The 17,765-nt window shown below is 72.0% G+C and carries 16 protein-coding genes and 1 pseudogene; 10 read left to right on the forward strand and 7 right to left on the reverse strand.

The window, feature by feature from the left end; genetic code table 11:
* Positions 1-35 precede the first annotated feature (35 nt).
* On the reverse strand, positions 36-809 hold the full coding sequence (locus LZP97_RS02980; protein WP_048771727.1) for a GNAT family N-acetyltransferase: 774 nt from the start codon (positions 807-809) through the stop codon (positions 36-38).
* A 38-nt stretch (positions 810-847) separates the two neighbouring features.
* Here LZP97_RS02980 and LZP97_RS02985 point away from each other — a divergent pair, with 38 nt between their 5' ends.
* From LZP97_RS02985 to LZP97_RS03005, 5 genes are all read left to right on the forward strand, one after another.
* Positions 848-2,326: a DHA2 family efflux MFS transporter permease subunit gene (locus LZP97_RS02985; protein WP_026138001.1), complete on the forward strand. Its 1,479-nt coding sequence runs from the start codon at positions 848-850 to the stop codon at positions 2,324-2,326.
* A gap of 10 nt (positions 2,327-2,336) precedes the next feature.
* Positions 2,337-3,134, forward strand: coding sequence for an enoyl-CoA hydratase/isomerase family protein (locus LZP97_RS02990; RefSeq protein ID WP_048772009.1), 798 nt, complete (start codon positions 2,337-2,339; stop codon positions 3,132-3,134).
* A 66-nt stretch (positions 3,135-3,200) separates the two neighbouring features.
* On the forward strand, positions 3,201-4,256 hold the full coding sequence (locus tag LZP97_RS02995) for a class I adenylate-forming enzyme family protein (RefSeq protein ID WP_029539872.1): 1,056 nt from the start codon (positions 3,201-3,203) through the stop codon (positions 4,254-4,256).
* Positions 4,257-4,350: 94 nt separating this feature from the next.
* Positions 4,351-5,112: a crotonase/enoyl-CoA hydratase family protein gene (locus LZP97_RS03000; RefSeq protein WP_010592403.1), complete on the forward strand. Its 762-nt coding sequence runs from the start codon at positions 4,351-4,353 to the stop codon at positions 5,110-5,112.
* A 28-nt stretch (positions 5,113-5,140) separates the two neighbouring features.
* Complete coding sequence (locus LZP97_RS03005) at positions 5,141-6,064, forward strand: adenosine deaminase (RefSeq protein WP_010592402.1); 924 nt, start codon at positions 5,141-5,143, stop codon at positions 6,062-6,064.
* A 21-nt stretch (positions 6,065-6,085) separates the two neighbouring features.
* On the opposite strand, the gene LZP97_RS03010 is transcribed toward LZP97_RS03005, so the two are convergent.
* The gene (locus LZP97_RS03010) at positions 6,086-7,411 is read right to left on the reverse strand and encodes a D-arabinono-1,4-lactone oxidase (RefSeq protein ID WP_010592401.1); all 1,326 of its coding nucleotides are present in this window, start codon (positions 7,409-7,411) and stop codon (positions 6,086-6,088) included.
* Positions 7,412-7,488: 77 nt separating this feature from the next.
* Between LZP97_RS03010 and LZP97_RS03015 the strand changes: the two genes are divergently transcribed.
* Together LZP97_RS03015 and LZP97_RS03020 are read left to right on the forward strand one after the other, a co-directional pair.
* Positions 7,489-8,133, forward strand: a complete 645-nt coding sequence (locus LZP97_RS03015) for a TetR/AcrR family transcriptional regulator (RefSeq protein WP_003936137.1) — start codon at positions 7,489-7,491, stop codon at positions 8,131-8,133.
* Between the two features lie 70 nt (positions 8,134-8,203).
* Positions 8,204-9,379, forward strand: a complete 1,176-nt coding sequence (locus tag LZP97_RS03020) for an amino acid deaminase/aldolase (RefSeq protein ID WP_040275607.1) — start codon at positions 8,204-8,206, stop codon at positions 9,377-9,379.
* A 1-nt stretch (position 9,380) separates the two neighbouring features.
* Here LZP97_RS03020 and LZP97_RS03025 read toward each other — a convergent pair.
* A pseudogene (locus LZP97_RS03025) lies at positions 9,381-10,730 on the reverse strand (DUF2252 domain-containing protein).
* Positions 10,731-10,762: 32 nt separating this feature from the next.
* Here LZP97_RS03025 and LZP97_RS03030 point away from each other — a divergent pair.
* On the forward strand, positions 10,763-11,407 hold the full coding sequence (locus tag LZP97_RS03030; RefSeq protein ID WP_010592397.1) for an alpha/beta hydrolase: 645 nt from the start codon (positions 10,763-10,765) through the stop codon (positions 11,405-11,407).
* A 90-nt stretch (positions 11,408-11,497) separates the two neighbouring features.
* On the opposite strand, the gene LZP97_RS03035 is transcribed toward LZP97_RS03030, so the two are convergent.
* The 4 genes from LZP97_RS03035 to LZP97_RS03050 all read right to left on the reverse strand — a co-directional run bounded on the left by LZP97_RS03035 (position 11,498) and on the right by LZP97_RS03050 (position 16,005).
* Entirely contained in the window at positions 11,498-13,300 is a 1,803-nt protein-coding gene (locus tag LZP97_RS03035) for an AMP-dependent synthetase/ligase (RefSeq protein ID WP_010592396.1), read from the reverse strand.
* A 158-nt stretch (positions 13,301-13,458) separates the two neighbouring features.
* Positions 13,459-14,088 carry a phosphoribosyltransferase gene (locus tag LZP97_RS03040; RefSeq protein WP_040275610.1) on the reverse strand — a complete coding sequence of 210 codons (630 nt, stop codon included), beginning with the start codon at positions 14,086-14,088 and terminating at the stop codon, positions 13,459-13,461.
* A 63-nt stretch (positions 14,089-14,151) separates the two neighbouring features.
* A complete protein-coding gene (locus LZP97_RS03045; protein WP_040275613.1) occupies positions 14,152-14,583 on the reverse strand; it encodes a hypothetical protein in 432 nt (143 codons plus the stop codon).
* Between the two features lie 147 nt (positions 14,584-14,730).
* A complete protein-coding gene (locus LZP97_RS03050; RefSeq protein ID WP_040275616.1) occupies positions 14,731-16,005 on the reverse strand; it encodes a TrpB-like pyridoxal phosphate-dependent enzyme in 1,275 nt (424 codons plus the stop codon).
* A 121-nt stretch (positions 16,006-16,126) separates the two neighbouring features.
* Between LZP97_RS03050 and LZP97_RS03055 the strand changes: the two genes are divergently transcribed.
* Positions 16,127-16,699, forward strand: coding sequence for a TetR/AcrR family transcriptional regulator (locus LZP97_RS03055; protein ID WP_029539871.1), 573 nt, complete (start codon positions 16,127-16,129; stop codon positions 16,697-16,699).
* Entirely contained in the window at positions 16,696-17,736 is a 1,041-nt protein-coding gene (locus LZP97_RS03060) for an SDR family oxidoreductase (protein WP_040275623.1), read from the forward strand. The genes LZP97_RS03055 and LZP97_RS03060 overlap by 4 nt, the downstream gene beginning before the upstream one ends.
* The last annotated feature ends 29 nt before the right edge of the window (positions 17,737-17,765 follow it).

A 17,765-nucleotide genomic window follows, 5' to 3' on the forward strand; every position in this document is an offset into this window, starting at 1 on the left:
TGGGCTCCCCTCACTCGTTACGTTCCTGCGGCTCGTTACGTTCCTGCGGCGGCCGGTACTGCCACCGAGATGTGGGTTCCCAGTTCGGTGTACCCCAACACTGCGGCCAGGCCACGGCCCGCGGTGTTGTCGCGCCGGGCCCGCCACTGGGGGACGAGTCCGGCGTCGAGCGCATCGTGCGTCGCCAGGGTCGCGACGGTCGCCGCCAGGCCGATCCGCCGGTGCTCCGGCACGGTCAGCGCCGTCACGTCCGCCAGGATCGACTGCACTTCGGTGTACACCGCACCCGACAGCGGCCGGTGGTCGTCGTCGAGCAGCACGAACGACGACGCCTCCCCGGTCACGTTCTCAAGCCCCGCCTCGGTCACGTTCTCGAGGCCCGCCTCGGTCACGTTCTCGAGGCCCGCCTCGGTCACGTTCTCGAGGCCCGCCTCGGTCGCGTCGTCGGGTGGGCAGCGCCGCAACAGCTCCGCCAGGTCGTCGACCTCGTGGGAGATCAGCGGATCGCGGACCCGTGTCGCGTCGACCCAGTCGGCGCAGTAGCTCAGCGCGTGGCTGCGCACCGCGTGCCCGCGCGTCAGGTCGAGCAGCGCCGACGCGTCCAGCTCCGCGTCGGGCACCGCCGCGACGGCGTCGACCACCCAGCCCGGGCCCACCACCGCGCTGACGTCGCCGAGTCGTAGCACCCGGACCAGGGCGGATGCGTCGTCCACCCGCGTTACCCGGCCCGGGGTGGCGAGCGCTGCGTCGTCGAGCCCGAGTTCGCGGCACCAGGCCAGCCGCACGATGTCCAGGAGATGTCCGTCCACGGCGCTACCGTAGACGCCTACGAGCGGAGGGCGTGCGGGTGGAGACCGAGACAAGTCCGTGGCCGGCGCTGTGGGCGCTGTGCCTCGGGTTCTTCATGATCCTGGTGGACAGCACCATCGTGGCGGTCGCCAACCCGGCGATCATGCGGGCGCTCGACACCGACATCAACAACGTCGTGTGGGTCACCAGCGCCTACCTGCTGGCGTACGCGGTGCCGCTGTTGGTCACCGGCCGCCTCGGGGACCGGTTCGGCCCGAAGCGGGTCTACCTGGCGGGGCTGGTGGTGTTCACCGCGGCGTCGCTGTGGTGCGGGTTGTCCGGCACCGTCGCCGCCCTCGTCGTCGCCCGGGTCTTCCAGGGCCTCGGCGCGGCGCTGATGACCCCCCAGACCATGGCGATCATCACCCGCACCTTCCCGCCGGACCGGCGGGGCACCGCCATGGGACTGTGGGGCGCGGTGGCCGGTGTGGCCACCCTCGTGGGTCCGCTGGCCGGCGGTGTCCTCGTCGACCACCTCGGCTGGGAGTGGATCTTCTTCGTCAACGTGCCGGTCGGGATCGTCGGGTTCGTCCTGGCGGCGCGCCTGGTCCCGGCGCTGCCCACCCATCCGCACCGGTTCGACCTCCTCGGCGTGCTGCTCAGCGGCGCGGGCATGTTCTGCCTCGTGTTCGGAATCCAGGAGGGCAACTCCTACGACTGGTCCACGCCCGTGTGGGTGCTGATCGCCGCCGGAGTGGCGCTGCTGGCGGTGTTCGTGTGGTACCAGTCCCGCGGGCGCGGAGAGCCGCTCGTCCCGCTCGGCTTGTTCCGCGACCGCAACTTCTCGCTGGCCAACATCGGCATCGCCGCGATGGGCTTCTCGGTCACCGCGATGGTCCTGCCGTTGATGTTCTACGCCCAGGGCGTGCGCGGCTGGACACCCACGGAGTCGGCGCTGCTGATGGCCCCGATGGCGGTCCTGACCGGCGTGCTCGCCCCGATGGTCGGCCGGCTCGTGGACCGGACCCATCCGCGCTACATCGCCGGCACCGGCTTCGCGCTGCTCGCGGTGGCGCTGGCGTGGCTGGCGGCACTGATGACACCCGACTCGCCGGTGTGGCAGCTGCTGCTGCCGATCGCCCTCATGGGTGCCGCGATGGCCGGCATCTGGTCGCCGCTCGCCGCCACCGCGACGCACGGCCTGCCGCCCCATCAGGCGGGGGCCGGGTCGGGTGTCTACAACACCACCCGTCAGGTCGGTGCCGTCCTGGGCAGCGCCGCCGTGGGGGCGCTCATCACCTCGCGCCTCGCCGTGCACGGGCTCACCGGCGGCGGGACGGCCGAGGCGGCCGAGGGCGGGACGACGGCCCTGCCGGAGCCGGTGCGCGCGCCCTTCGCCGCCGCCATGGCCGAGTCGACGCTGCTGCCCGCCGCGGTCCTGCTCGTCGGCTTCGCCGCGGCGCTGTTCTTCGGTCGGCCCGGCCGGGCCGAGCCGGTGCCGAGCCTGTCCCTCGAGGAGCGCAGCACACTCGCCTAGTGTGGCGCGCATGACGCAGACCACCCACCCCACCCGCCTCGAGCGCCACACCACCGCGGCCGGTGCCGAGGTCGCCGTGCTGACCGTCGCGCACGGCACGCTGAACCTGTTCGACCGAGCCCTGTTCGACGCCGTGATCGCCGACGTCGCCGCGCTCGGGGCGGCACCGCCGCGCGCGGTCCTGATCCGCGCGGAGGGCAAGGTCGTCTCCGGCGGTGTGGACGTCCACCTGTTCGAGGGCCTCGACGCCGGCCAGGGCGCCCAGCTGTGGCAGGACCTGTTCGCTCGGATCATCCATCCGCTCGAGGCCCTGCCGTGCCCCGTCGTGTTCGCCGCGCACGGGCTCACCCTCACCGCGGCATTCGAGATCTCGCTCGCCTGCGACATCGTCCTCGCGGCGCCGGGCGCGAAGTTCGGGCTGGTGGAGACCGTCGTCGGTCTGACTCCGTCGATGGGCGGGCCGCAGCGGCTGGCGGAGCGCGCCGGCTCCGGCCGGGCGCGCGAGCTGGTGATGACCGGCGACCTCTACGACGCCGAGACGCTGCGGTCGTGGGGAGTGGTCAACGCGGTGCACGGCGACGTCGACGCCGCGGCGCGCGCCCTCACGGACCGGCTCGCCGACGGTCCCACCCGCGCCCACGACGCCACCAAGCGCATCATCGGCGCGTGGCGGTCCGGTGGCGTCGCCCACGCCGACTCGGAGACCCCGGAGGTCTCCGGTGCGCTGTTCGGCACCGACGACCTGAAAGGTGCGGTGCGGAGCTTCCTCTCCGTCGGGCCGGGGAAGGCGTCGTACACGGGAAGGTGAGCCGATCCAGCCCCCAGCTGTGACCCGCGCCATATAGTGCAGGCACACGACGAGGCGGAGGTGACGATGTCGGTGGCGCTGGTCCGGGTTTCGTGTGCAGCCGGGTGGTTCCGTGACGAACGCGTCAGTCGCCGCTTGGACGGTGTCCTGCGGTACGAGGACCTCGAGCCGTGCCTGGCCGAGCTGCTCGACCGCAGCGCGCTGCGGCATTCCGCCCGCGTCGCCGCCGTGGACCGGGCCGGCAACGCCCTCACCTACGGGCAGATGTGGTCGTCGGCGGCCCGGGTGGCCGGCGGCCTGCTCGATCAGGGCGTGGGCCCGGCCGACCGCGTCGTCGTCCACTGCCCGAACGGATTCCGCTGGCTGTACGCGTTCCTCGGGGTGGTCCTCGCCGGTGGCGTGCCGGTGCTGCCGGATCCGACGTGCAGCGAACCGGAACTCGAGTGGATCGCCGAGGACAGCGGCGCCGTCCTGACCCTCGACGGAGAGCTGCCCGACGGGGTGGCGTTCCTGGACGAGGGCGCCGCGCCGGACGAGCTCGCGGTGTTGTACTACGTGCGCAAACGCGGCGGGGGACTGCACGGGGTCGAGCTCACCAACGAGAACATCCTCTCCACGATCGAGGCCGTGGTGCACGCCATGGACCTGACCGCGGAGGGCGCGCGCACGGTGCTCACCGCACCGCTGTCCACGGCGGCGGGCAGCGCCGTTCAACTGCTGCCGACCCTGGCGGCCGGCGGCACCGTCGTCGCCGCCGGGGCGCGGGGGGTGCGCGTGCCGTGGCGGCACCTGCGTGCGTCGTTCCCCGCGGCGAGATGCGTGCGCGGTTGGGGGGTGGCCGAGACCGGCGGCATCGGGTTGCTGCTGCCCACCGATCAGCGGGCCGCACACCCGCGCAGCGTGGGGGTTCCGTTCGGCGGGATGGAGGTCGCCCTCCTCGGTCCGGCGGCCGATCGAGGTGAAGGCGAACTGCTGTGCCGCGGCCCCAGTGTCGCTCGCCGCTATTGGAACGACCCGGAGGCGACCGCCGAGACCTTCGACGACGGCTGGTTCCGCACCGGCGACCAGGTGCACATCGACGCGGACGGTTTCGTCACGCCCGTCGCCGTCCGCGTGTCGTGACACGGCGGTCCGCTGCCGTCGGGTTCGAGTGCGGTACAAGCGAACGGACCGCGGCACGCGCGATCGGCAACCGAACCCCGTGAAAGGTGTGCGCATGTCCGACGAGGTCCTGCTCGAGCGTCGCGGTCGAATTCTGGTGATCACCATCAACCGTCCCGAGGCCCGCAACGCCGTCGACGCGGCCGTCAGCCACGGCCTCGCGGCCGCCGTCGACGAACTCGACGCCGACCCCGACCTGTCCGTGGGCGTGCTCACCGGTGCCGGCGGCACCTTCTGCGCCGGTATGGATCTCAAGGCGTTCGTCGCCGGGGAGAACATCGCGGTGCCGGGCAAGGGTCTCGGCTTCACCGAGGCGCCGCCGCGCAAGCCGATCATCGCCGCCGTCGAGGGCTTCGCGCTCGCCGGCGGCACCGAACTCGTCCTCGCCACCGACCTCGTGGTCGCCGCCACGGACGCGAAGTTCGGCATCCCGGAGGTCAAGCGCGGACTCGTCGCCGCGGGTGGTGGCCTGCTGCGCCTGCCCACCCGGATTCCGTATCAGAAGGCGATGGAACTGGCGCTCACCGGCGACGCGTTCACCGCCGAGGAGGCCCACGGCTACGGTTTCGTCAACGTTCTCACCGAGCCGGGCGGTGCGCTGGCGGGCGCCCTGGCTCTCGCCGAACGGATCACGGCCAACGGCCCGCTCGCCGTGGCGGCCACCAAGGAGGTCATCGCCAAGGCCGCCGACTGGCCGGCGGACGAGGCCTTCGACCGCCAGCGCGAGATCGTCGGCCCGGTGTTCGTGTCCGAGGACGCCCGCGAGGGTGCGACGGCGTTCGCGCAGAAGCGTCCGCCGGTCTGGAAGGGCCGCTGACGACCCGCGCCGACGAAGGAGATCGATCGTGCTCGCCGAACTGCACGTCCACATCGAGGGCACCCTCGAACCGGAGCTGATCTTCGCTCTCGCCGAGCGCAACCGCGTCTCGCTCCCGTATGCCGACCTCGACGAGCTGCGCGGCCGGTACGAGTTCACCGACCTGCAGTCGTTCCTCGACCTGTACTACGCGAACATGCAGGTGCTGAGGACCGCCGAGGACTTCACCGATCTCGCGACGGCGTACCTGCGCCGGGCGGCGCAGGCCGGGGTGACGCGGGCCGAGTTCTTCTTCGACCCGCAGGCGCACACGAGCCGCGGCGTGCCGCTGGCCGAGGTGGTCGAGGGCCTCGCCGCCGCCGTCGCGGCGGGCCGGCGGGAGTTCGGCGTCGACGCGGCGATGATCGCGTCCGTCGTGCGGGACCGGCCCGTGCACGAGGCCGAGGAGGTGTTCGGGGAACTGCTGCGCCTGTCGGCTCCGATCAGCGGGCTGGGCCTGGACTCCGCGGAGGTGGGTTATCCGCCGTCGCTGTTCGAGGACGTCTTCGCCCGCGCCCGCGCCGAGGGCCTGCACGCGGTCGCCCATGCGGGGGAGGAGGGGCCGCCCGAATACGTCTGGCAGGCACTGGATCTGCTCGGGGCCGAACGCATCGACCACGGAATCCGCTCCCTCGAGGACCCGCTTCTCGTCGCGCGCCTCGTCGACGAGCAGATTCCGCTCACCGTCTGTCCTTTGTCGAATGTCCGCCTGCGCGTGGTGGATTCGATCGAGCAGCATCCGCTGCCGCGCATGCTCGAGGCGGGTTTGCTGGTGACCGTGAACTCCGACGATCCGGCGTACTTCGGCGGGTACGTCGACGACACGTTCGCGGCGCTGCGCGACCGGCTCGGGCTCACCGACGAGCAGCGGGAGACGTTGGCGCGCAATTCGATCACGGCATCGTTCGGATAGGACGTGCGGTCCGGGCGCGAGCTACGGGCCGAGCACGCGGTCCAGGTACGGGTTGGCGAACGTGCGCTGCGGGTCGACGCGGTCGCGGACGGCGAGGAAGTCGTCGAATCGCGGATACGTCGCGCGCAGGTCGGCCGCGGTGCGGCCGTGCATCTTGCCCCAGTGCGGCCGGCCGTCCACGGCGCGGGCGATCGCCTCGACCGCATCGAAGTACGGCCGGTGTTCGCGACGGTGGTACTGGTGCACCGCGAGATAGGCACTGTCGCGGCCGTGGGCCGTCGACAGCCACACGTCGTCGGCGGCGGCGAAGCGTACCTCCACCGGAAATGCGACGTGGAAGTCGCTGCGGGAGAGCCACGTATCGATCTCGGTGAGCACCTCGGTCGCGGATTCGACGGGGACGGCGTACTCCATCTCCCGGAACCGGACCCGGCGCGGGGAGGCGAAGACGCGGTAGCTGCGATCGACGAACTCCCGGGGGGACAGGGTCCGCGCGGCGAACCCGTTGAGCTTGGGGACGAGGGCCGGCGCGCGGGTTGCGAGGCGCTGGACGACCTCGAACATGCCGTTGGCGAGCACCTCGTCGTCGAGGAAGCCGCGCAGCCGTCCCACCGGGGCGCCCGGTGCGTCGTCGGGCAGCCGGGTGTTGCGCTTGGTGAGTACCCGGTCGGTGTGCGGAAACCAGTAGAACTCGAAGTGGTCGACGCCGAGCCGGTCGCGCTCGAGCACGGCCAGGGTGTCGTCGAGCGTCCCGGGTGCTTCCGCCGCATGCAGTGCGAACGCGGGCACACACTCCAGGGTGATCGTGGCGAGGATGCCGACGGCGCCGAGGCCGAGCCGGGCGGCCTCGAAGAGTTCCGGCTCGGCCTCGGGGGAGCAGCGCACGACCGAGCCGTCCGCAAGGACGAGGGTGGCCGCGCGCGCGACGGTGGCCAGGCCCCCGAACCGGGCGCCGGTGCCGTGGGTGCCGGTGGACATCGCGCCGGCGAGCGACTGCACGTCGATGTCCCCGAGGTTCGGCACCGCCAGACCGTGCTCCCACAGGAGCCGGTTGAGATCCCGCAGCCGGGTGCCGGCCCGCACCGTGACGAACGCACCCGCAGGGGTGGGACGGACCTCCTCGATGCCGGTGAACCGGTCGAGGGAGACGAGCACGCCGTCGGTGACGGCGACGCCGGTGAAGGAGTGGCCGGCCCCGACCGCCTTGACGCGCAGCCCGCGTCCGGATGCGTGTGCGACGACGGCGACGATCTCCTCCAGGGTTTCCGGGGTCTCGTACGCGTGCGGCGTCGCGGATTCGGTGTGGGCCCAGTTGTGCCAGGTGGCGACGGGGCGGTCGGTGGCCATGCGCCAATCATCGACTTGGACGACCGTCCAGGTCAATAGGCGCCGACGGATCCGGACCGGGTTCTACGATCGGAGGCATGCTGAACCGGTTGCCGGCGGACCAACGTCGAGCCCAACTCGTCGAATCCGCTCTCGCGCTGGCAGAGGGCGGGGGTCTCGGGGCCGTCACCGTGCGGGCCGTCGCCGAGCACGCCGGCGTCTCGCTCGGGGTCGTGCACTACTGCTTCGAGAGCAAGGAGGCCCTCGTCGCTGCGATGGGGGAGACGCTGGTGCTCCAGCTCAGCCAGGCGCTGCGCACCGCCTTCACCCTTCCGCAGGACGGACCCGACCCGCAGGGCCTGCGCGGTTTGCGGCAGCTGCTCTACGTGGGGATCAACGCGATGTGGCCGACGATCGAGAAGACGCCCGACCGGCAGCTGCTCACCTACGAGATCACGGCGTATTCGCTGCGTCACCGCGCCGCCGGCGAACCCCTCGGCGGCAACATCGCCACCGATCAGTACCGCATCATGGATGTCGAGGCGCGCACGTTCCTCGAGGAGTGCGCCGCCCGCACCGGCACCGAGTGGATCGAGCCCGTCTCGACCGTCACCCGGCTCGCGCTGGCCATGCTCGACGGCCTGGTCCTGCGCTGGCTGGTCGATCGGGACAGCGACTCCATCGTCACCGAGCTCGACGACATCGCCGCGATCGTCGCTGGGCGGGCCGTGGAAACGACCTGAACCTGGACACAGGTCCAACTCGGTGCTTGACTGGCCGCGACCCTCGACCTGCCGTGGATTGGACCCCGCCGTGACCCACCCCCTCGACCGGCTCCACGACGCGACGGCCGACCTGGACCCTCCGCTCGCGGCCGCCGATCTCCCCACGCTCCGGAGCAACGCCGCCGACCTCGTCCGTCGGGCCGGGGGTACCCCCGTGCGAGTGGCGAGCAAGTCCGTCCGGTGCCGCGCCGTCCTCGAGGAGGTGCTCGGCACCGGCCTCACCGCCAGGGCCGGATTCCGTGGGATCATGGCGTACTCGCTGCGCGAAGCGCTCTGGCTGGTCGAGCGCGGCGCCCGCGACGTGCTTCTCGGCTATCCGACCGTCGACCGAGCCGCGCTCGCCGAACTGGCCGGCCGGCCGCAGGCGCTCGACGCCGTCACCCTCATGGTCGACTCCGCCGCCCAGCTCGGCATCGTCCGCGACGCCCTCGGCACCGCCCGCGTGCGTCCCCGCGTGTGCCTCGACGTGGACGCGTCACTGCGGCTCGGGCCGGTGCATCTCGGTGTGCGGCGCTCGCCGCTGCGCACCCCCGACGAGGTGGCGCAGCTTGCGCGCTGCGCGACGACCGCCGGTTTCGCCGTCGTCGGCGTGATGTTCTACGAGGCGCAGATCGCCGGTCTGCCCGACACCTCGCCGGCGGTCCGGTGGGTCAAACGCCGCTCGGCCGCCGAGCTGTCCACCCGGCGCGGCGCCGTCGCCGGGGCCGTCCGTGCTGTCGTCGGCGACCTCGAGATCGTCAACAGCGGCGGCACCGGCTCGCTCGAGGTCAGCTCCGCCGACCCGGTCGTCACCGAGGTCACCGCCGGCTCCGGTCTGTACGTGCCCACGCTGTTCGATCGCTACCGGGCCTTCACCCCGCGCCCTGCGCTGTATTTCGCACTGCCCACGGTGCGCAGGCCCGGCCCCACCGTCGCCACCCTCTTCGGGGGCGGCTACATCGCCTCCGGCCCGGCGGGTCCCTCGCGGGTGCCGCGTCCGGTCCGTCCCGCCGGCCTGCGGCTGCTGCGCGCCGAGGGAGCCGGTGAGGTGCAGACCCCCGTCACCGGCCGTGCCGCGGCGGATCTGCCCGTCGGCGGGCGCGTATGGTTGCGGCACGCCAAGGCGGGGGAGCTGTGCGAGCGGTTCGCGGAACTGCACCTCGTCGACGCCGACGGCACCCGCACCACCGTCCCCACCTACCGCGGCGAGGGGCGCTGCTGGTGACCTACGGCCCCTTGTCGCACAGCGCCCGCCAGTCCTGCTCCGTGCGATCGGCGTAGGCGGCCGACCACCGCGCGACCGCCTCGTCGAAGACCGTCCCGCGGCCGAGGTACCCGGCGACGAACGCGCCGACCGGGCTCTGGCTGTGGGCACGGGCGAGCAGCGCCCCGCACAACCGGCCGTACCGCTCCGACTGTGCGGCACTCAACCGATCCCACTGCACCGATCCCTTCATGTCACGGAACTGCCGGACCTAGAAGTCCCGTCGCACGCCGTCCGGACCGGGCACGCCGGTGATCCAGCCGAGGAGCGGATCCGAGTGGGCCTGCAGGATTCGCTGCGCACCCACGACCCGGGCGCCCTGGCCGTGCGTGATGAGTTCGGACGCGACGCGGTGGGGAGTCTCGCGGATCCCGCCGTGCGTCTCCAGCACCGACTGTCCGGCCTCCTTGACCTGGAGGAACAGCGGCTCGTCGGCCGGCCCGAGCAGCAGGACGACGAAGCACCGGGTGCCCACACTGCCCACTCCCACGATCCGCATCGCGAAATCCACGACGCGGTACTGGGAGAGCAGCAGCAGGACGTCCGCCCGCACCGTCGCCCGGTAGGACGCGACGATCCCGTCGATGGCTTCGAGCGACCCGATGTCGAGGTGCCGGACGATCGGGGGTTGGTCGACGATGCGCGGTGCGCCGTCGGCCGTGGTAACCGTCAGCTTCCTCAGGACCTGTTCGGAGGTGCGGCCCCGTGCCTTCTGCACGACGGCGCGTATCGCCTCCGGATTCCGCGACGCCTGCTCGATCTCGTCCGCGTCGACCTGGAAGTAGAACCGCTCGGTGGCCGTCAGGTCGGACAGGAAGCGGATCGTCTCGCGGTACGAGCGCACCGTCGTGAGGGTCGCGTCCCGGCACTGCTGCTCGGTGCGCCCGGTCTGACGGCCGGCCAACCACACCGACGCGGCCAGCCGTTTGACGTCCCATTCCCACGGCGCCGGATACGCTTCGTCGAAGTCGTTGAGGTCGAACAGGACTCGGCGCTCCGGCGAGGCGTACAGGCCGAAATTCGCCAGATGTGCATCGCCCGACGCCACCACGTGGGGCCCCGTCACCGGCTCGGTGGACAGGTCCCCCGCCATCGCGGCGGCGCTGCCGCGGTAGTAGGCGAACGGCGACTCCGTCATCCGTTCGTACCGGATCGGCACCAGTTCCGGCAGTCGGGTGCGGTTCTGCTGTTCGAAGATCGCGACCGGATCCCTTTCGGGACAACGAATTTCGCCGTGCGCACTGCGGGGCATGCGGGTGCGGGCGGCGCGCCCCTCGGCTCGGCTGCGCTCGACGGCGGTGGTCGGTGTCATCCCGCGATTGTGCACCGGCGCACAATGGCCGCATGCCCTTTTTCGACGGCAGCACCGGCCGCGTCCACTACCGGCACTGGTCCGTCGACGGCGCGACGGCCGCCGTCGTCTTCGCCCACGGGATGCGTCAGCACACCGGTCACTACCATCGCTTCGCCGCGGGTCTGGCGCCGCACGGCATCGCGGTGTGGGGCCTCGATCTCGCCGGGCACGGCCTGTCCGAGGGCAACCCCGGTGAACCGGGCGCCGTCGACGACCTGGCGGCCGACCTGCTGTGCGTCGCCGAGCTGGCCGAGCGCGCGGAGCCGGGGATGCCGTTGGTGGTGATGGGGCACTCGCTCGGCGCGGGAACCGCCCTCACGGTGCTGCGCACCGACGCCGGCCGATTCCGCGGCGCCGTGCTGTGCGGGACGCCTCGATCGGCGGCCGTGCCCGCGACGGCCGAGATCCTCGCGCAGGCGCGCATACCGCTGCTCGCGGTGCACGGCGTCGACGACCGGCTGGCCCCGATCGAGCCCGTCCGGGCCTGGTCCCGGACGATCCCGGCGTTGGAGCTGCGCGAGTACCCGGACGCAGGCCACGACCTGCTGCACGAGCCGGTGCACCGCACGGTGACCCGCGACGTCGCCGAGTTCGTCCTGGCCGTGACCGACGTGCCGGCCCACCGACGCGAGTGAGCGAATGCATCCCTCGCCGCGGAGGTGGAGGATGCATTCGCTCAGCCGGGGCATGGCCCTACGAGTAGATGGCCCTACGAGTAGATGGCCCTACGAGTAGATGGCCTCGATCGCCGTGCCGTGCGCCTCGTGGATGACGTTGCGCTTGAGCTTGAGCGTCGGGGTCAGCTCGCCGGTCTCGATGGTGAAGTCCACCTCGAGGATCCGGTACTTCTTGATCTGCTCGGGGTTGGAGACCTTCTTGTTGCCCTCGGCGACCGCGGCGTCGATCTCCGCGATCAGGTCGGGATGCCCGAGCAGCTCGGAGACCGGAGCGTCGGCGGCGATGCCGTGGCGTTCCTTCCAGCCGGGCAGGGCCTCGGGATCGAGGGTGATCAGCGCGCCGATGAACGGCTTCGCGTCGCCGACGACGATGACCTGGCTGATCAGCGGGTGTGCCCGGAGCGCGTCCTCGAGCACGGCCGGGGCGACGTTCTTGCCGCCGGCGGTGACGATGAGCTCCTTCTTGCGGCCGGTGATGTGGACGAACCCGTCCTCGTCGATCCTGCCGATGTCACCGGTGTGGAACCAGCCGTCGACGATCGCTTCGGCGGTGGCCTTCTCGTTCTTCCAGTAGCCGCCGAACACCGCGGGGCCCTTGAGCAGCAGCTCGCCGTCCTCGGCGATGCGTGCGGCGTGCCCGTTGACCGGCCGGCCGACGCTGCCCACCCGCTGGTGCTCGGGGGTGTTGAGGGTGACGCCACCCGTGGTCTCGGTCAGGCCGTAGCCCTCGTAGATGGGAATGCCGACGCCGCGGAAGAAGTGGCCCAGGCGCGCGCCGAGGGCGGCGCCGCCGGAGACCGCCTGCTCGCACTCGCCGCCGAGGGCCGCGCGCAGCTTGCTGTACACCAGCTTGTCGAAGACGAAGTGCTTGATCTTCAGGCCGAGGCCGGCCCCGCCCTTGTCCAGCGCCTCGCTGTACGCGATGGCGGTGTCGGAGGCCTTCTCGAAGATCTTGCCCTTGCCGCCGTCGTACGCCTTCTGCTTGGCCGAGTTGTAGACCTTCTCGAACACGCGCGGGACCGACAGGATGAAGTTCGGCTTGAACTCGCCGAGCTGGTCGAGCAGCGTGGTCAGGTCGGAGGTGTGCGCGACGGTCACGCCGTGCTCGAAGGCGCCGAACGAGATCTCGCGGGCGAACACGTGGGCGAGGGGCAGGAACAGCAGGGTCCGCTTGCCGCTCACCATGGAGTTCGGGAGGGCGAGCTTGACGGCGGCGGCCTCGGCCCACAGGTTGCTGTGGGTCAGCTGCACGCCCTTGGGGCGGCCGGTGGTGCCCGAGGTGTAGATCAGTGTGGCGGGGGACTCGGCCCGCACCTGGTGGCGCCGCTCCTCGAGCTGTGCGTCGGTGATCGCCGCACCCCGGGCGATCAGCTCGTCGACGGCGCTCTTGGCGCCCGGTGCGCCCTCGATCTGCAGGACCTCGCGCAGGGCCGGCGCGGCCTCGGCCACCGTCGCAACCGTTCGGGCGTGGCCGTCGTTCTCGACGACGAGCAGCGAGGTCCCCGAATCCTCGAGGATCCACTGGGCCTGGTCGGCCGAGGAGGTCTCGTAGATGGCGACGGTGCAGCCACCGGCAGCCCAGATCGCGTAGTCGATCAGGACCCACTCGTAGCGCGTGCTCGACAGGATCGCGACCCGGTCACCGAGCTCGATCCCGGACGCCATCAGGCCCTTGGCCACCCCGCGGACCTGGGCGGCGAACTCGGCGGCGGTGACGCTGACCCACCGGCCGTCGATCCGGCGCTCGAACGGCACCCAGGTCGGCGACTCCTTTTCGTGCCGGAAGACGGCCTCCGCCATCGATGCGTCCTCGGGGATCGAGAACGACTGTGGCACGGCAAACTCTTTCACGGTGACCCCTCCATCAATTTTCCACTTGTGGATGTGCATTGCATCACACGAGGCTGGAAAATGCAGCAGCGGGGGTGCCCGATTTGTAGCCTTTTCGCGCTGACCTGTAGATATACCTGTGAATTCTGGACACGGATACCGGTCGGCGCGGCAGGTGCTCAGGCGGATTCGAGCAGGCGGGCGGCCTCGTCGTCGGAGAGCTGATGGAAGTCGTCGTACGCGGCCCCGACGCTGCCCAGGTCGGCAGGCGTGAACGGGCACACCACCTCGTCGGCCACCGCTCGGACGCGTCGCGCCGCCTCCGGGGAGGCCACGGGAACCGCCAGCACCACCCGCTCGGCCCCGGACTCCCGCGCGGCCAGGCAGGCGACGGCGGCGGTCGCGCCGGTGGCCATGCCGTCGTCGACGAGGACGACCGTGCGTCCCGACAGCGACGTGCGCTCCTTGCCGCCGCGCAGCAGCCGGGCGCGACGGTCGAGTTCGGTGCGTTCGCGGGCCTCGATCCGTTCGATCGAGTCCTCGGCCACCCGGCCGATACGGATGACGTCCTCGTTGAGCACGCGGAAGCCGCCCTCGGCGATGGCGCCCATCGCCAGTTCCGGTTGCCACGGCACCCCCAGTTTGCGGACGACGAGTACGTCGAGCGGGGCGTCGAGCGCGTGTGCCACCTCCCGTGCGACGGGGATCCCGCCGCGGGGGAGCGCCAGGATCACAGGGTTCGCGTCGCGCAGGTGGGCAACCGAGCGGGCCAGCCGCCGCCCGGCCTCCGGACGGCCGGAGTAACGCATGCGTCGAGTATGCGCCCGGCCGACGGGTGGCCGGGCGGGTTTGCCGCGGCCCGCGGGGGTCGGTCAGGCGACGCCGGACAGGGCCCGGGCCGGGCGCAGGGCGTCGAGGAGCGGCTGCCAGACGGCGGGGTCGCCCCCGGCCCGCTGCCACTCGTCGGCGAGGGTCGTGTCGTCCGTGCCGGCGAGGTCGTCCACCGAGTCGACGCCGTGCCGGTGCAGGACATCGGCGGCCAGTTCGACGGTGTCGGCGGCGATGGGCGCGTCCTCGGGGCTGTAGCGACGACGGTAGTGCCCGACCTTGCCGGCCCACTGGGCGCTGCCGCCGGTCTCCTCGAAGGTACGCAGAAGCGCGCGGATCCCGTCGTGGCCGGCGTCCGCGCCCTGCGCCGCCCGGTAGGCCCGGTAGCGATCGGTGACGATCCCAGGGTCTATCCCTCGGGTGCGGTGCACTGCGTCGAGCAGGCGCAGGGCCAGGTTGTCGGCTGCGTCGGGCATCAGGGCCTCCCGGTGGTGACATCGCGCGATGAAGCGGTTCCACAGGTGTATCGCCGATGACCGGCAGTGTGTTGCATCACAGCGTTCTTCGGCGTGTCTTCCCCCCGATCACAGGGGGAAGACACGCCGGCAGCGCTATCCGAGCTGCTATCCGAGCTCGCCGTGCAGGTAGGCGGCGTAGGCCGGCAGGTCGAGCTGCCCGTGCCCCGACAGCCCGATCACGATCACCTCGGGTTCGGTCACGGTCCGCGCGTACTCGGCGGCCGCCGCGATCGCGTGGGCCGACTCGGGGGCCGGCACGATGCCCTCGGTGCGGGCGAACTCGACCGCCGCACCGAAGGCGTCGGTCTGCGCCACGGCTGTGCCCTGCACGTATCCCAGTTCGACGGTGTGACTCAGCAGTGGCGCCATGCCGTGATAGCGCAGCCCACCGGCGTGGATGGGATCGGGAATGAAATCCTGACCGAGGGTGTGCATCTTGAGCAGCGGGGTCAGGCCCACGATGTCGCCGTGGTCGTAGCGGTACTCGCCGCGCGTGATGGACGGGCACGCGGCGGGCTCGGCCGCCACCACCCGGGTGGTGGCACGGCCGTGCAGCACCTCGCGCAGGAACGGGAACGACAGACCCGCGAGGTTGGAGCCGCCGCCGGCGCACCCGAACACGACGTCGGCCTGCTCCTCGCCGGCGGCACGCAGTTGCTCGACGGCCTCGAGGCCGATCACGGTCTGGTGCAGCACGACGTGGTTGAGCACGCTGCCGAGCGCATACCGGGCGGCGGGATCGCCGGCGGCGACCTCGACAGCCTCGGACACGGCGATGCCCAGCGAGCCGGGGGTGTCCGGCTGCTCGTCGAGGACCTTGCGGCCGGACGCGGTGAGGTCCGACGGGCTCGAGTGCACGGTGCCGCCGTACACCTCGATGAGGTGCCTGCGGTACGGCTTGGACTCGTACGAGGCGCGCACCTGCCACACCTCGAGGTCGATGCCGAACTTGGCGCATGCGAACGACAGGGCGCTGCCCCACTGGCCGGCGCCGGTCTCGGTGGTGAGCTTCTTCACGCCGTCGACGGAGTTGTAGTACGCCTGCGCGAGAGCCGAATTCGTCTTGTGGCTGCCCACCGGGCTCACGCCCTCGTACTTGACGTAGATGCGGGCGGCGGTGCCGAGCGCCCGCTCGAAGGACCGGGCCCGCAGCAGCGGCGTGGTGCGGTAGGTCGCGTACGCCTCCCGGACGGGCTCGGGGATCGCGATGTCGGTCTCGGTGGAGAGCTCCTGTTCGATCAGCCCCGCGGCGAACAGCGGTTCGAGATCGGCGGCCGTGACCGGCTCCCTCGTGCCGGGATGCAGGTGCGGCGGCGGAGCGTCGGGCAGATCTCCCGCGATGTTGTACCAGTGGGTGGGAATGCTGACGGGCTCCGACACCGGACGGTCCTTTCGTCTTACGAGAGTGGAACGGGTTCAGTGTGCCTTCCGTCGCATGCGGGCTGTCGCGCCAGGTCCGTCGGCATCGACAGAAATATGTAGACCGGTCTATTATTTAGGGGTGACCACCAAGGGAGCGCGCACGAAGGCGCGCATGATCGACACCACGCTGGATCTGATCCAGTCCCGCGGCTACCACGGCACCGGGCTGGGCCGCATCACCGACGCCTCCGGGGCGCCGCGCGGCTCGGTGTACTTCCACTTCCCCGGCGGCAAGGACGAACTCGTCGTGGCGGCCCTGGACCGGGTGGGCGCGGAGTTCACCGGCCTGCTCGAGGAGCTGCTGGCCGAGGGGCGGACCGCCGCCGAGATCGTCGCCGCGGTGTTCGACGACCTCGCGGCCCGGCTCGAGGGGTCCGGGTTCGCGGCCGGCTGCGCCGTGGTCGCCGTCGCCGTCGACGCCGCCGCCGACAACCCTGTGCTGCAGCAGAGCTGCGCCCGCGTCTACGAATCGTGGCGCGTGATCCTCGAGCGCGTGCTCGCCCGCGACGGGGTACCCGATGCCGCCCGGCTCGCCGGGGTGATCGTCAGCCTCGTCGAGGGCGCCACCACCGTCGCCCGTGCCCGGCACGACGTGGCCCCCCTCGCGGACGCCCGCGCGGTCGCACTCGACCTCGTCGGAGCCGGACGATGAGCGCCGCGGTGGTCTTCGGGGCGACGGGGTTCCTCGGCCGCGGACTGCTGCGGGACCTGCTCACCGGCCCCGACGGGGACGTCCTCGTCGTCGCCGCGGTGCGTTCGGCGGAGTCCGGGGCACGCCTGCGCGACCGGCTCGCCGCCGACGGGGTGCCGCTCGACCGGCTCTCGGTCCACGTGTTCGACCCGGACGCCGCCGAGCTCGCCCTCGATCCCGCGCCGGCGGACGTGCGTGACGTCTACAACCTGGCCGCCGCGTTCGCCTTCGGGATGACCGCGCACGCGGCGCGGGAGGTGAACGTCGTTCTGGCGGCGAAGATCACCCGATTCGCGGCGGTGGCGGGCGCGCGCCGGCTCGTGCACGTCAGCGGCTACCGGGTCGCGGCGTACCCGGCCGTGCCGGCGCCGTGGCCCCGACGGCACCGGCGGCGCACCTACCGCAGGTTCGGCGCGTACGAGGCGTCGAAGATCGAAGCCGACGCGGTGGTGCGTGCACTCGCCGCCGAACTCGGGGTGCCCCTCACGGTCGTCAATCCCGGGACGGTGATCGGCGACTCCCGCACCGGGGCGGCCGATCAGTACCTCGGTCTCGCGGAGCTGGTCGTGCAACTCGCCCGCGGGCAGCTGCGCGCCGTGCCCGGCTCCCGGCGCACCGTGCTGCCCGTCGTCACCGTCGACCATCTGGCCCGGTTCCTGGCGCTGGTGCCGCGCGATCCGGAGACGGTGGGGCAGGCCTACTGGGTCCTCGACGAGGCCACCCCTCCGCTGCCCGAACTCGTCGCCCTGCTCGCCGACGAACTCGGCGTCCCCGCACCACGCCGGCGGATACCCGTGGCGGTGCTGCGGGCGCTGCCGTCCCGCGTGACCGGTGCGGAGAAGGAGACCCTGAGCTTTCTCAGCGCCGACACCTACCCGACGGCGTCCACCGCCGCCCTCGCCCGCCGGCACGGACTCGAGTACCCGCCGGTGCGGCCGGCGCTGCGGCTGTGGGCCCGCCATCTGGCGGCGACGGCGCCGGGTTCGGCGGGCGGATAGGGTGGTCGGGGACCCCCGTCCGGGCGCTG

The sequence above is a fragment of the Rhodococcus sp. DMF-1 genome (assembly GCF_021441945.1).
Lineage (GTDB): Bacteria > Actinomycetota > Actinomycetes > Mycobacteriales > Mycobacteriaceae > Rhodococcus > Rhodococcus ruber.